Below are 12,315 nucleotides of genomic sequence, written 5' to 3' on the forward strand. Positions count from 1 at the left end.
GTGACCGATTTATTAAGCCAAGACGAAATTGATGCGCTTCTCCACGGAGTAGACGATGTCGATGAAGTTGAAGATGAGTTAGATCAAGACCCCAATGATGTGGTGCATTTTGACTTCTCGTCGCAAGACCGCATTGTTCGTGGTCGAATGCCTACGCTCGAGCTTATCAATGAACGTTTTGCGCGCCATATGCGAATCAGCTTATTCAATATGTTGCGAAAAACCGCTGAAGTGTCGATTAACGGCGTTCAGATGATGAAGTTTGGTGAATACCAAAACACCTTATACGTGCCAACAAGCTTGAATATGGTGCGTTTTAGACCGCTAAAAGGGACGGCTCTTATTACGATGGAGGCTCGTTTAGTCTTTATCTTAGTGGAGAATTTCTTCGGTGGTGACGGCCGTTTCCACGCCAAGATTGAGGGTCGAGAGTTTACCCCTACAGAGCGCCGTATCATTCAGTTGTTAATGAAAACTGTTTTCGAAGACTACAAGGAAGCGTGGTCGCCAGTTATGGGCGTTGAGTTTGAATATTTGGACTCAGAAGTGAACCCAAGCATGGCAAACATTGTCAGCCCAACTGAAGTTATTGTGGTCAGCTCGTTCCATATTGAAGTGGATGGCGGTGGTGGCGATTTCCATGTGGTGATGCCGTATTCTATGGTGGAGCCTATTCGCGAATTACTCGATGCAGGTGTCCAGTCGGACAAGATGGAAACCGATGTCCGGTGGAGTAGCGCCTTGCGTGAAGAGATTATGGATGTTCCAGTGAACTTCCGCGTGAATTTGTTAGAGAAAGACGTATCACTTCGCGACCTTATGGAGTTGCAAGCCGGAGATATCATTCCTATCGATATGCCGGAAAATGCCACCATGTTTGTCGAGGAATTACCGACGTTCAGAGTGAAGATGGGACGTACTGGCGAAAAAGTTGCCGTACAGATTTCCGAAAAAATAAGACGCCCAGATGTAGTGAAAACCGACTTAGCTTTCCTTGGTAAGGATATTATGGCTGAGTTGGAGCATGTGGAAGACGCAGACGAAGAATAACCAGAGTAGATATAAATAATGACGATTAGTGACGACCAAAAACTTGCAGACGAATGGGCAGCCGCTTTAGGTGAAGATCCAATGGCGCCAGAAATTGATGTGGATGAGGTACTCGCCGCCCCACTGGATGAACTGCAAGACTCACCAGCGCCGATTTCAGAGGATGAGCGTCGTAAACTGGACACGATTATGGATATTCCAGTGACCATCTCTATGGAAGTTGGCCGTTCACAAATTAGTATCCGTAACCTGCTTCAGCTAAACCAAGGTTCGGTAGTGGAATTAGACCGCATTGCTGGCGAATCACTCGATGTCATGGTCAATGGCACCTTGATTGCCCATGGTGAAGTGGTTGTGGTGAACGACAAGTTTGGTATTCGTTTGACGGATGTCATCAGTCAAACTGAGCGAATTAAGAAGTTGCGTTAATATGGCGATAAAGCTTTTTTCTAAAGTTCTGCTAGTGGCTGTTTCAGTGGGAGGGGCATCGACGGCGATCGCCTCTCAAGAAAGTGCTCCACTAAGCGCTTCAGGCTCTCCATTTGACCTAGCTACTACGCTAGGTTCTTTAGTGTTAGTTATTCTGATAATTCTTGGTTTGGCATGGGTGCTAAAACGCATGAAGGTGCCATCACTGGTCAACCAGCAAGGGCTTAAAATTGTTAGGCAGATTCCAGTCGGTACAAAAGAACGTATTGCTATCGTACAGGCGGGTGAAGAGCAGTTTTTGGTGGGTATTACCTCGCAGTCGATTCAGCTGATTTCAAAGTTGGAGACGCCACTAGAAGAAGCCGATTTAGCTCAGCCTGCGTTTGCTGCGCAGCTATCGAAACTGATGAAGAAACCGAATTCCCATGACTAACTTAACTCGACTGATTTTCATCTGTTTGACGTTGTTTCTTGCGCCACTGTCATGGGCAGAAGAGGCGGTAGCGACACCAGTACCGAGTAATGCTGCGTTAGATACGGGTGTGACTGTCACCGCTATGCAGAATGACCGCGGGGCAGCGGGCAGCGTCACCTCAAACTCGTTTGGCACTGGGCCGGGTATTCCGGCGTTCACCATGAAAACCAACCCTGATGGCAGCGAAGATTACTCAGTAAACTTGCAGATCTTGGCACTGATGACCATGTTGGGCTTTTTGCCTGCCATGGTCATTTTGATGACCTCATTTACCCGTATCGTTGTAGTGATGTCGATACTAAGACAAGCGATGGGTCTGCAACAAACCCCTTCCAATCAGGTGATTATCGGTATCGCGATCTTCTTGACGTTTTTCATCATGTCGCCGGTATTGAATCAGGTGAATGACCCAGCAATTCAACCCTATTTGAATGAACAAATCACGGCAAAAGAAGCGTTTGATCAAGCACAAGGTCCGATGAAATCCTTCATGCTGAAGCAGACGCGAGTAAAAGATTTGGAAACGTTTGTTGAAATGTCCGGTTCGACGGCACAAAACCCAGAAGATGTGTCAATGGCGGTATTGATTCCGGCATTCATTACTTCAGAGTTGAAAACAGCATTTCAGATCGGCTTTATGTTGTTCTTACCATTTTTAATTATCGACTTGGTAGTAGCGTCGATACTAATGGCGATGGGTATGATGATGTTGTCGCCAATGATCGTATCGCTGCCATTCAAATTGATGTTGTTCGTGTTGGTGGATGGATGGAACTTAATATTGTCCACGTTGGCCGGCAGTTTTGCCTTGTAGCTGGAGATAATCGATGACTCCAGAGGTATTTGTTGAACTGTTTAGAGACGCATTATGGATGGTGCTGATCCTCGTCTGTGCCATTGTAGTGCCAAGCCTTCTCGTCGGTTTGGTGGTGGCCATTTTCCAAGCGGCCACATCTATCAACGAACAGACGCTGAGTTTTCTACCAAGATTGATAGTCACCATATTGGCGTTGATTGGCTTTGCTCACTGGGGCACTCAGATGATGATGGAGTTTTTCTATGAAATTATAGAGAGACTGCCACAGGTACTCTGGTAATAACGTTATGGAGTACCCTACAAGCGCTGTACTCGAATGGATCAGTAATTACTTTTGGCCTTACGTCCGTATTTCTGCCATGTTGATGGTGATGTCGGTGACTGGGGCCAACTTTGTGTCACCTAGAATTCGATTGTTTTTGGGGTTAGCGCTGACACTTGCTGTCATGCCTTCTATCCCTGCCGTCCCGCAAACTATCGAGTTGTTTTCTTTCCAAGGCTTTCTTACTGTCGCAGAACAGATACTGATCGGCACTGCGATGGGAATGACGACCGTCTTCATGATTCAGACGTTTGTTATGCTAGGCCAGATCCTCGGTATGCAATCGAGTCTGGGTTTCGCGTCTATGGTCGACCCGGCGAATGGCCAAAATACTCCTTTGCTGGGTCAGCTATTTATGTTCCTAGCCACGATGTTTTTTTTGGCAACGGATGGTCATTTGAAAATGATTCAATTGGTGGTGATGAGCTTTAAGACTTTGCCTATCGGGTCTGGACACCTCTCTAGTGCCGACTTTCGCGAGATGGCTGGATGGTTAAGTATCATGTTCCAAACCGCGTTGAGTATGGCCTTAGCCGGGATTATCGCTCTATTAACGGTTAATTTGTCGTTTGGTGTGATGACTCGTGCGGCACCGCAGTTGAATATTTTCTCTCTTGGTTTTGCCTTTGCATTGCTGATTGGTTTGATGATCTGTTGGTACATCATGGCTGGCCTGTATAGTCACTACCAATTGTATTGGCTCGAAGTGGAAGGTCAGGTATGTCGCTTGATCGACCTGAACTGTTAAGCGAGTAGGAGGCTGACGATGGCAGAATCAGATGGCCAAGAGCGCACCGAAGACGCCACCCCCCAGCGGCTTAAACAAGCTCGTGAAAAGGGACAGGTGGCACGCTCTAAAGAGTTAGCGTCGGTCTCAGTGCTGATTGTTGGGGCGCTTTCGCTGATGATGTTTGGCGAAGGCCTCGCGCGCGCTTTGTTTGGTTCAATGTCTCGGCTGTTTAACTTGAGCCGAGAAGAAATCTACGATTCGACCAAGCTATTTGATGTGGCACTTGGCGCACTTTCCAGTCTATTGCTTCCACTTCTACTGATCTTGTTTGTTCTATTTATTGCGGCGTTAATCGGTGCTGCTGGTGTTGGTGGCATTAGTTTCTCCGCAGAAGCGGCGATGCCAAAACTATCCAAAATGAACCCGCTTAGTGGCCTGAAACGCATGGTGGGAATGCAAAGTTGGGTCGAGCTGGTCAAATCGATTTTAAAAGTCACGTTGGTGGCAGGGATGGCATTCTATCTTGTTAACGCCTCCAGAGCAGACTTGTTCCAGCTTAGTATGGAAGTCTTTCCACAAAACATTTTTCACGCGCTCGATATTCTACTTAACTTTATCTTGTTGATTAGTGCGACACTATTGATTGTGGTCGCCATCGATATTCCATTCCAGATTTGGCAGCATGCGAATCAGCTTAAAATGACCAAGCAAGAAGTCAAAGACGAGTTTAAAGATACCGAAGGTAAACCCGAGGTGAAGGGACGGATTCGAATGCTGCAAAGAGAAGCCGCCCAGCGAAGAATGATGGCGGAAGTACCTCAGGCCGATGTTATCATTACCAACCCGGAGCACTTCTCAGTAGCGCTTCGCTATAAACAGGGACAGGACAAAGCGCCTGTTGTAGTTGCAAAGGGTATCGACCACATGGCACTCAAGATACGAGAAGTGGCTAGAGAGCACAGCATCTATGTAATTCCTTCGCCTCCGCTAGCGCGTTCTCTTTATCATACAACAGAACTGGAACAGGAGATTCCAGATGGCCTGTTTGCTGCGGTTGCTCAGATACTGGCGTATGTGTATCAGCTAAAACAGTATCGTAAAAAAGGTGGACAGCGCCCTACACTGCAAAATGACCAAATTACCATTCCAAAAGATATGAGATTTTAGTGAAGCGCCTTATTTATTGGGTGTGCTGCAAAATCATAGCTTGAAATTCAGAGTGATTTAGTAATTGTTGACGACCCTCGGTGATCATTATGTCTATTGACTCTCGTTCTAAGGTAAAGTCGGTGGGGATCTCATTCATTATCGCTTTGAGTTTTGCATCTTGTGCATTCTGAACACTGATCTCAATAAAATAAGGTTTGATGACTTTGTGCTTTGTTGAGCCTTCGTGTGACCATTTATGCATAGAATCGAGAATTAAATCTTTGGTAGAGTCATTGTAGCGATGGAGTTGAATGTCGGTTACCGCATCCAAGGTATCTTTAATGCTTGGAGCTTCATAGTGACGACCGAGACCAAGTTCTGGGGAGGTGGAGGCGTCAACAGAAATAATCACGAATGGAATGCTAGATGACGATGAATTAGAGGCGTTAAGTATTTGTTCTGCTTCATAGTGCTCCATTAGTTCATAAATGGCTAATAAACCAAGGTTATCGGTAATTCCGCCATCTACTAGGTGTATGTATTGGTTTTTCTTTTTGCTACTGTAGCTATCTAAGCTGTCTACGAATTGCTGGCTTCGGTTAGGTGACCCATGATTGATTAGCTCAAGTGGGATTGCTGTCGTTTCGCATGTTGGATAATTTTCTAGCACAACGGGCGGAAACAAGACAGGCACAGCAGACGACGCCATGACGGCGCTCGAAATAGGGTAGTTATCTACGTTAGAACATAACAAATCAAAGTATTCCGGTGTAAACGAAAAACGCGTCCGAGTTGTAATATCGGAAGCATTAATAATAACGTATGGTGATTGAGTATTATCTATATCCGAAAAAGTGGCGTCACCAAAGATATGATCTTGATAATAATTGGTGGCATCGGCAGTTAGGTTCTTTGGAACTACCCATCGAAATGGCGAGAGGAAATGCGAAGCGATATCATGGGAAACTTCTTGATATAAGAAATCTTGTCTATATTGCTCTAGCTTGTCATGTCCATATAAGCCAAGGTAGGCCGCGGTGAAACTCCCTCCTGATACAGCACTTACGACATCTACCTCGTCTATCAACGAGATTGACTGGTCGTCTATTTGTATTTGAGTTTGCTCTAGAGCCTCCAGTACACCGTAAGAGAGCGCCGCAGCTCGACTACCTCCACCTGAAAATGACAGCATAACAATCATATGGTTAGGTCGTTGTAGGTACTTTTGCAAGGTATAATCAGAAGCGGACTTTGATGTACTGAGTTCTTGGTTAACTGGTGGCGTGTGTGACGTACACCCGAGTGCCAGGCTCATTAACAACACTGGCACGTGTTTTAAATTTCTGATTGTTAACATTGATTCAAAATTTTCCTGTTCAATCCGCTATGACTTAGTTAGTTCGCGAAAATTAATGCGCCTGATCCTAAAGTTAATCAATTCATTTTATAAGCAGGGTAATATCGAATTGTCTGTCTCAAGAAATGAGACAATCGGAGGTGCTAGAATATAAAAATAGCGTCAAATATTTGGCGAATCTAGTGGCTTGATTCTTGCTAGTTGCTGTTGTTATAGGATTATTTTCACCAAGGGCTAGTGGTTTTGGTGACGCAGTGACGTAGTTATTAATGAAGTTGACTTTACCTTTTACCGATAGGTTGCCAAACATTCCTCGCAGAGCATTACCAGCTATTGGTGCGCCAATTATGGTTCTTGCAGCGTTGGCAATGATCGTTCTTCCGATCCCGGCATTTCTTCTCGACCTGTTTTTTACCTTCAACATCGCATTAGCGATGGTGGTGCTATTGGTATCGGTCTATACCCGTCGTCCCCTCGACTTCGCTGCTTTTCCAACGGTGCTGCTCATCGCGACTTTACTGCGTTTGGCACTAAACGTTGCCTCTACTCGAGTGGTGTTACTGTATGGTCACGAGGGAAGTGGTGCGGCCGGTAACGTAATTGAAGCCTTTGGTAACGTCGTAATTGGCGGTAACTACGCGGTTGGTTTAGTCGTGTTTATGATTTTGATGATCATTAACTTTATGGTGGTTACCAAAGGTGCGGGGCGAATCTCTGAAGTTAGTGCGCGCTTTACTTTGGACGCCTTGCCAGGTAAGCAAATGGCCATTGATGCAGACTTAAACGCTGGCCTTATTGATCAAGAGCAGGCTAGAACACGCCGATTTGAAGTAACCAAAGAAGCAGACTTCTACGGATCGATGGATGGTGCATCCAAGTTCGTTAAAGGAGACGCCATTGCTGGTATCCTGATTTTGTTCTTAAACATCATTGGCGGCTTGAGTATTGGTATGATGCAGTACTCACTCAGTTTTGGTGAAGCAATCCAAATCTATACGTTACTGACCATTGGTGATGGTTTAGTAGCACAGATTCCATCACTTTTGCTCTCCATTGCTGCGGCAATCATGGTGACCCGTCAAAATACTGACGAGGATATGGGCCAGCAGGTTGTTTTCCAACTGTTTGATAATCCGAAAGCTCTAACCATTACTGCGGGGATCCTAGGTGTGATGGGTATTGTGCCTGGAATGCCTCATTTTGCTTTCCTGATGCTGGCATTGATCGCCGGCTTAGGGGCTTATTGGTTACACAGAAAACAAGCTAAGAAAGAGGAGCAGAAGAATCTGCCCGCTGAGATCAGCAGCAACGAAACATCATCAACTCCTAAAGAGCTGTCTTGGGATGATGTTCACCCAGTGGACGTTATTGGCTTGGAAGTCGGTTATCGTTTGATACCGCTTGTTGACCGAGACCAAGGTGGTGAATTACTCGAGCGTGTTAAAGGGGTTCGTAAGAAGCTGTCCCAAGATTTTGGCTTCCTCATTCCTGCTGTGCATATTCGCGACAACCTAGAGCTAACACCAAACTCCTATCGAATCACGTTGATGGGGGTCGCGGTGGGTGAAGCAGAGATTCGTCCTGACCAAGAATTAGCGATTAACCCGGGGCAAGTTTATGGCCTGATCGACGGCGAACAAACCATAGACCCTGCATTCGGACTTGAAGCGGTCTGGATTCAGGAAGCACAGCGAGAGCACGCTCAAGCACTAGGCTATACCGTTGTCGACTCATCTACCGTGTTGGCGACTCACTTAAGTCAGTTGCTGACCAACAATGCAGCGCAATTGCTTGGACACGAAGAAGTGCAAAACCTTCTTGAAATGCTGGGGCGCAGTGCGCCAAAACTGGTCGAGGGTTTTGTACCAGAGCAATTACCTCTAGGAACTGTGGTGAAAGTGCTACAAAACTTGCTGCATGAAGCCATACCAATCAGAGATATTCGAACTATTGTGCAAACTTTGGCCGAGTACTCCGGCAAGAGTCAAGAACCTGACGTTCTGACAGCAGCGGTTCGTATAGCGCTAAAACGACTAATTGTTCAGGAAATCAATGGAATAGAGCCAGAGTTGCCGGTCATTACCCTTATTCCTGAGCTGGAACAAATATTGCATCAAACAATGCAAGCTTCTGGTGGCGAATCAACCGGAATTGAACCTGGATTAGCCGAACGACTGCAAGCGTCGCTAACTCAAGCGACACAAGAGCAAGAGCTAAAAGGTGAGGCAGCTGTGCTGCTGACATCAGGGGTACTACGTTCGACATTGGCTAAGTTTGTGAAAAATACCATTCCAAACTTACGCGTCTTGTCTTACCAAGAAATCCCAGATGAGAAACAAATCAGAATTGTGCAAGCCGTTGGTAATTAGCGGTTTGGATGGAAAATGGATGTAACAGTTGAAAATTAAACGATTTTTTGCCAGAGATATGCGTCAGGCGCTGCTCCAAGTAAAAGAAGAACTTGGTGCTGAAGCGGTGATCATGTCCAATAAAAAAGTGGCGGGTGGGGTAGAAATCGTTGCTGCCGTCGATGGTGATAGTTCACCATCGGAACCACGTCAGATGCAAAGCAACGCATTGGCGGCACCAACACGTCCACAAAGCGGCTATGACGGTGGTCGTCAGACCAATGACCGTCAGGCTGATGGTAGAAACCATAACAGTGGACGCAGCCTCAAGGACGACGTTGTGAATCTCAATCAAAAAAGTTCAGCAAGCGCGCCTTCGGTCACCGATCGATTTGCCAATATGCTCAAAAACTATCGTGGTGCTGACAGCAACGCGAGTAAAAGCGCATCGACACCACCTGATTCTCTTTCTGCTTTGTTAGAAAGACAATCAGAGCGAGCAAAATCGGTCAGTGACGGTTATCAAAACAGCGATCGCTATCAATACGCTCAAGAAAATCGCTCAGATTTTGACTCTCGCGACAATCGTCCAAGCCTACGCTCCACAGGGCGTCATCAATTCGCTGAAAATAGTACAGATGCACCGCGCAGAGGTTCCAATCCACGTGACGCGAAAATCGGTGAAGAACTCGAAGCGATGAAGGAAGATATGTCATCCATCCGCCGCCTTCTTGAACATCAGGTGTCCGGTTTAATGTGGCAAGAAGTCGAGCGCCGAGAGCCACTTCGAGCCATGTTAATCAAACGATTAGAAAGAATGGGTTTGTCTCCTGAACTTTCTGACCAACTCGCTTGTTATATTCCAGAAGATACGCCGCCTCAAAAAGCATGGAAGGCGTTGTTGTCTTTAGTCTCAGATCAAATCGTTGTGAGCAAGCAAGATATTCTGCGCAAAGGTGGGATTGTCGCGTTGCTTGGGCCTACGGGTGTCGGTAAAACGACGACAGTGGCTAAATTAGCGGCAAGAGCCGCTATGGAATACGGTTCGGATAACGTAGCGCTAGTCACAACGGATACCTACCGAATTGGTGCTCATGAGCAATTATCCATTTATGGCAGAATTATGGGATGTCCCGTCAGAGTTGCTAAAGATTCTGAAGAACTTGCCGATGTACTATATCAGTTAAGAAACAGACGCTTAGTGCTAATTGATACCGCAGGTATGGGGCAGCGAGACGTTAGGCTTTCCGAACAGCTAGATACGCTGATGCAGGAGAGTGGAGAAGTAATACATAGCTACTTGGTGCTACCGGCGACGGCGCAGCGTCAAGTGTTGCAAGAAACGTTAGACCACTTTAGACGCATCCCGTTATCAGGGTGCATTATGACTAAGTTGGATGAGTCGTTAAGCTTGGGCGAATTTATCAGTGTTGTAGTACAAAATGCACTGCCAGTCACCTATATTGCCAATGGACAACGGGTGCCAGAAGACATTGTAATTGCGCAGCCCAAATATATGGTCGCGAAAGCGAACGAACTATTAGAGAAGTCGACAGAGAATGAACCCCACTTCTGGAACAGTGATATGGAGGGGGTTTAGGTGCAAGCGAATATGACAAATAACATGATACATGACCAAGCGAGTGGCCTAAGACGTTTGACTCAGCCAACGTTGACGAAGGTAATTTCAGTTACTGGCGGTAAAGGTGGTGTTGGTAAATCCAATGTGACGCTTGGACTTGCAATCTGTATGGCTCGTCAAGGCAAAAAAGTGATGGTGTTGGATGCTGACTTAGGTCTGGCAAATGTCGACGTCATGCTTGGTATTCGACCTAAGAAAAACCTTGGCCATGTATTGGCAGGCGAATGCGATTTAAAAGATGCCATTGTCGAAGGTCCTCACGGCATTCGAATTATCCCGGCGACATCTGGTACGCAAAGTATGACAGAGCTAAGTCATGCTCAACATATGGGGTTGATTCGAGCGTTTGGTAGCTTAGAAGAAGAAATGGACGTACTGCTTGTAGATACTGCAGCAGGCATTTCCGATATGGTGGTGAGCTTTTCTCGTGCAGCGCAAGATGTAGTAGTGGTGGTGTGTGATGAACCAACCTCAATTACCGATGCTTACGCGCTTATAAAGCTACTTAGTCGAGAGCATCAAGTTCAGCGCTTCAAAGTGGTGGCGAATATGGTTCGTAGCTATCGAGAAGGGCGAGAATTGTTTACAAAATTGACACTAGTCACAGAACGATTCCTCAATGTGAGTCTTGAGTTAGTCGCATGCATCCCATTAGATGATAAAGTGCGACAAGCAGTGAAGAGACAAAAAATAGTAGTTGATGCATTTCCACGTTCACCTGCTGCTCTAGCGCTAAGTTCTCTGGCGAACAAAGCGTTAACTTGGCCAATTCCAAAAGTACCAAGTGGGCACCTAGAGTTTTTTGTCGAAAGGCTACTAAATAGACCAGAAGCGCTAGAGGAACCGTTTAGTGAATAAAGCTTTGACCTATGACCAACATGCCAATTTGAGTGGTCAGCAAGCTTTCTTAGAGAAGTACTCAGTATTGGTGAAGCGTATTGCCCACCATTTGATTGGGCGACTTCCACCGAACGTGTTGGTTGAAGACTTGATTCAGGCTGGAATGATCGGCTTGATTGAAGCACAAAAAAATTACGATGGCACTAAAGGCGCGAGTTTCGAAACCTACGCCGGGATTCGGATTCGAGGAGCCATGCTTGATGATATTCGTCGCGGTGATTGGGTACCACGTTCGGTACATAAACATAGCCGTGATATTTCTCAGGCCATTTCAGTGTTGGAAGTCGAACTCAATCGAGATCCAACCGATTCTGAGGTGGCTAACTATTTGGGGCTGAGTCTTGCTCAATACCACAAAGCTCTGACCGATATTAATTGTTCGAAGCTGGTGGGAATAGAAGATTTAGGCGTTTCGGAAGATTCTGTCTCTGTTTCAGATGAAGAAGATAATACTCCGTTTCAAGGTGTCGCGGACGATGCGTTCCGTGAAGCGTTAATAGAATCAATAAAATCGCTACCAGAGCGTGAAGCATTAACGTTATCCTTGTATTATGACGAAGAGTTAAATTTGAAGGAGATAGGTGAAGTATTGGGCGTCAGCGAATCGCGCGTTAGTCAAATATTGAGCCAATCGATGCAGCGTCTTCGCACCAAGCTAAGTGCTTGGACAGATAATAATTAATAAACACTGATCTTGCTTTCAGTGGAGGCAATTTTGAATAAAAACATGAAAATCCTTATTGTTGACGACTTTTCAACAATGCGCCGTATTGTCAAAAACCTTCTACGCGACTTGGGCTTTAGCAACACGCTAGAAGCTGATGACGGTTTAACGGCACTACCAATGCTCAAGAAGGGCGATTTTGACTTTGTCGTAACCGACTGGAATATGCCAGGCATGCAAGGGATCGATCTACTACGACACATACGAGCGGATGAAGAACTTAAACACCTACCTGTTCTTATGATCACTGCAGAAGCTAAACGCGAGCAGATTATCGAGGCGGCGCAAGCCGGTGTAAATGGTTACATCGTTAAACCATTTACCGCAGCAACACTAAAAGAAAAATTAGACAAAATTTTCGAGCGTTTATAA

13 protein-coding genes are annotated in these 12,315 nt (G+C 45.9%); 12 read left to right on the plus strand and 1 reads right to left on the minus strand.

The window, feature by feature from the left end; translation table 11 throughout:
• Genes fliM through flhB form a run of 7 tightly spaced genes read left to right on the plus strand, consistent with a single transcriptional unit; the run spans position 1 to position 4,990 of the window.
• Complete coding sequence (gene fliM / locus HW45_RS20645; RefSeq protein ID WP_006069969.1) at positions 1–1,050, plus strand: flagellar motor switch protein FliM; 1,050 nt, start codon at positions 1–3, stop codon at positions 1,048–1,050.
• A gap of 18 nt (positions 1,051–1,068) precedes the next feature.
• Positions 1,069–1,479: a flagellar motor switch protein FliN gene (gene fliN, locus HW45_RS20650; protein WP_006069970.1), complete on the plus strand. Its 411-nt coding sequence runs from the start codon at positions 1,069–1,071 to the stop codon at positions 1,477–1,479.
• Between the two features lies 1 nt (position 1,480).
• The gene (gene fliO, locus HW45_RS20655) at positions 1,481–1,912 is read left to right on the plus strand and encodes a flagellar biosynthetic protein FliO (RefSeq protein ID WP_088876012.1); all 432 of its coding nucleotides are present in this window, start codon (positions 1,481–1,483) and stop codon (positions 1,910–1,912) included.
• Positions 1,905–2,768, plus strand: a complete 864-nt coding sequence (gene fliP, locus HW45_RS20660) for a flagellar type III secretion system pore protein FliP (protein WP_051868257.1) — start codon at positions 1,905–1,907, stop codon at positions 2,766–2,768. The genes fliO and fliP overlap by 8 nt, the downstream gene beginning before the upstream one ends.
• 13 nt (positions 2,769–2,781) lie before the next feature.
• Positions 2,782–3,051: a flagellar biosynthesis protein FliQ gene (gene fliQ / locus HW45_RS20665; RefSeq protein ID WP_006069973.1), complete on the plus strand. Its 270-nt coding sequence runs from the start codon at positions 2,782–2,784 to the stop codon at positions 3,049–3,051.
• A 7-nt stretch (positions 3,052–3,058) separates the two neighbouring features.
• Positions 3,059–3,841 (plus strand): flagellar biosynthetic protein FliR, encoded by a 783-nt coding sequence (fliR, locus tag HW45_RS20670; protein WP_006069974.1) that lies wholly within the window; start codon positions 3,059–3,061, stop codon positions 3,839–3,841.
• A gap of 18 nt (positions 3,842–3,859) precedes the next feature.
• Positions 3,860–4,990: a flagellar biosynthesis protein FlhB gene (gene flhB / locus HW45_RS20675; RefSeq protein WP_038229375.1), complete on the plus strand. Its 1,131-nt coding sequence runs from the start codon at positions 3,860–3,862 to the stop codon at positions 4,988–4,990.
• A gap of 13 nt (positions 4,991–5,003) precedes the next feature.
• Here the strand turns inward: flhB and HW45_RS20680 are convergent, their stop codons facing one another.
• On the minus strand, positions 5,004–6,287 hold the full coding sequence (locus HW45_RS20680) for a patatin-like phospholipase family protein (protein ID WP_160171226.1): 1,284 nt from the start codon (positions 6,285–6,287) through the stop codon (positions 5,004–5,006).
• Between the two features lie 311 nt (positions 6,288–6,598).
• On the opposite strand from HW45_RS20680, the gene flhA reads away from it, so the two are divergent.
• From flhA to cheY, 5 genes are read left to right on the plus strand one after another with little or no spacing between them, the layout of a single operon-like run.
• Complete coding sequence (flhA, locus tag HW45_RS20685) at positions 6,599–8,698, plus strand: flagellar biosynthesis protein FlhA (protein ID WP_038229377.1); 2,100 nt, start codon at positions 6,599–6,601, stop codon at positions 8,696–8,698.
• Positions 8,699–8,726: 28 nt separating this feature from the next.
• Positions 8,727–10,277, plus strand: a complete 1,551-nt coding sequence (gene flhF, locus HW45_RS20690) for a flagellar biosynthesis protein FlhF (protein WP_038229379.1) — start codon at positions 8,727–8,729, stop codon at positions 10,275–10,277.
• Between the two features lie 12 nt (positions 10,278–10,289).
• Positions 10,290–11,177, plus strand: a complete 888-nt coding sequence (locus HW45_RS20695) for a MinD/ParA family protein (protein ID WP_031495379.1) — start codon at positions 10,290–10,292, stop codon at positions 11,175–11,177.
• Positions 11,170–11,901, plus strand: a complete 732-nt coding sequence (locus HW45_RS20700) for an RNA polymerase sigma factor FliA (protein WP_038229381.1) — start codon at positions 11,170–11,172, stop codon at positions 11,899–11,901. Before HW45_RS20695 ends, HW45_RS20700 begins: the two co-directional genes overlap by 8 nt.
• 45 nt (positions 11,902–11,946) lie before the next feature.
• Complete coding sequence (gene cheY / locus HW45_RS20705) at positions 11,947–12,315, plus strand: chemotaxis response regulator CheY (protein WP_006069980.1); 369 nt, start codon at positions 11,947–11,949, stop codon at positions 12,313–12,315.

It is taken from the genome of Vibrio sp. ER1A, assembly GCF_000733315.1.
Lineage (GTDB): Bacteria > Pseudomonadota > Gammaproteobacteria > Enterobacterales > Vibrionaceae > Vibrio > Vibrio mediterranei.

Coding starts and splice junctions, on each gene's coding strand:
- flhB (WP_038229375.1), top strand. CDS start 3,860: ATGGCAGAATCAGATGGCCAAGAGCGCACCGAAGACGCCACCCCCCAG.
- fliN (WP_006069970.1), top strand. CDS start 1,069: ATGACGATTAGTGACGACCAAAAACTTGCAGACGAATGGGCAGCCGCT.
- fliQ (WP_006069973.1), top strand. CDS start 2,782: ATGACTCCAGAGGTATTTGTTGAACTGTTTAGAGACGCATTATGGATG.
- cheY (WP_006069980.1), top strand. CDS start 11,947: ATGAAAATCCTTATTGTTGACGACTTTTCAACAATGCGCCGTATTGTC.
- fliR (WP_006069974.1), top strand. CDS start 3,059: ATGGAGTACCCTACAAGCGCTGTACTCGAATGGATCAGTAATTACTTT.
- flhA (WP_038229377.1), top strand. CDS start 6,599: ATGAAGTTGACTTTACCTTTTACCGATAGGTTGCCAAACATTCCTCGC.
- HW45_RS20680 (WP_160171226.1), bottom strand. CDS start 6,287: ATGAGCCTGGCACTCGGGTGTACGTCACACACGCCACCAGTTAACCAA.
- fliP (WP_051868257.1), top strand. CDS start 1,905: ATGACTAACTTAACTCGACTGATTTTCATCTGTTTGACGTTGTTTCTT.
- HW45_RS20695 (WP_031495379.1), top strand. CDS start 10,290: ATGACAAATAACATGATACATGACCAAGCGAGTGGCCTAAGACGTTTG.
- fliO (WP_088876012.1), top strand. CDS start 1,481: ATGGCGATAAAGCTTTTTTCTAAAGTTCTGCTAGTGGCTGTTTCAGTG.